This is a genomic window from Candidatus Termitispirillum reticulitermitis (assembly GCF_054655775.1).
Window position 1 is genome coordinate 1 of the sequence record NZ_BAAIHG010000196.1, and the last position, 728, is coordinate 728.

The window sequence follows — 728 nt, forward strand, 5'->3', positions numbered from 1 at the left end:
GCGTTAGAACTAGATGCCGTTAAGAACATAGTATCGCTAGATGTGAAGAAAAGGTTTCTCTGGCTGGTAGGCGATAGAACGGCGCAACAAACTATGGCGTATATTATGCAAACCGATATGTGGGTATCCCCAGAGGGCAAATACTACGTGTTGGCACACGTAGACTCTACAAGCGTTAATCAGATATACGAACCGATAATAAAAGATGAACTAGAACGCCTAAAAGCTTATGGGGATGCAGAATATCTAGCACAAAGCCCGACTAAATAAGCATTTAAGCATTAACCATGCAGTAAAATACGTTTACTTTTACTATGGTCTGCTAGTTCAATAATTACATCCGATAAGATATATTATGTAAAGTAAATAAATCTTACTGGTTTATAGACTTGCGAATAGACTTGCGATATAGTAGATATGATATGAAATATGATTATGACACGGAGGTGTCTCTATGCGTCTTGCTAGATTTGTTAAATATGCTTTATTGGGTTGTTGCATGTTGTTCGCTATGGGTTGTGCTTTTACTGATACGCCAGCATTGGGACTGATTTGGACTAATGCGACCGGTCCTGTGACAGCCACAGGCATTATTGGTAATAAAAAAGGTGAGGCGTCATGCACCAGTGTATTAGGCTTGTTTGCGCACGGAGACTGCAGCATCGCTGCCGCTGCGCGCAACGGTGGCATTATACGTGTCAGTTCAGTTGATTATAGAGCAAAACGAT

2 protein-coding genes are annotated in these 728 nt (G+C 41.1%); both read left to right on the forward strand.

The features are described from left to right. On the forward strand, positions 1 to 270 hold a 270-nt coding region (locus AC1MDJ_RS08240), incomplete at its 5' end, for a hypothetical protein (protein WP_479690431.1). A gap of 184 nt (positions 271 to 454) precedes the next feature. Beyond that, positions 455 to 728, forward strand: a 274-nt coding sequence (locus AC1MDJ_RS08245) for a TRL domain-containing protein (RefSeq protein WP_479690432.1), incomplete at its 3' end; no start/stop codon positions are given.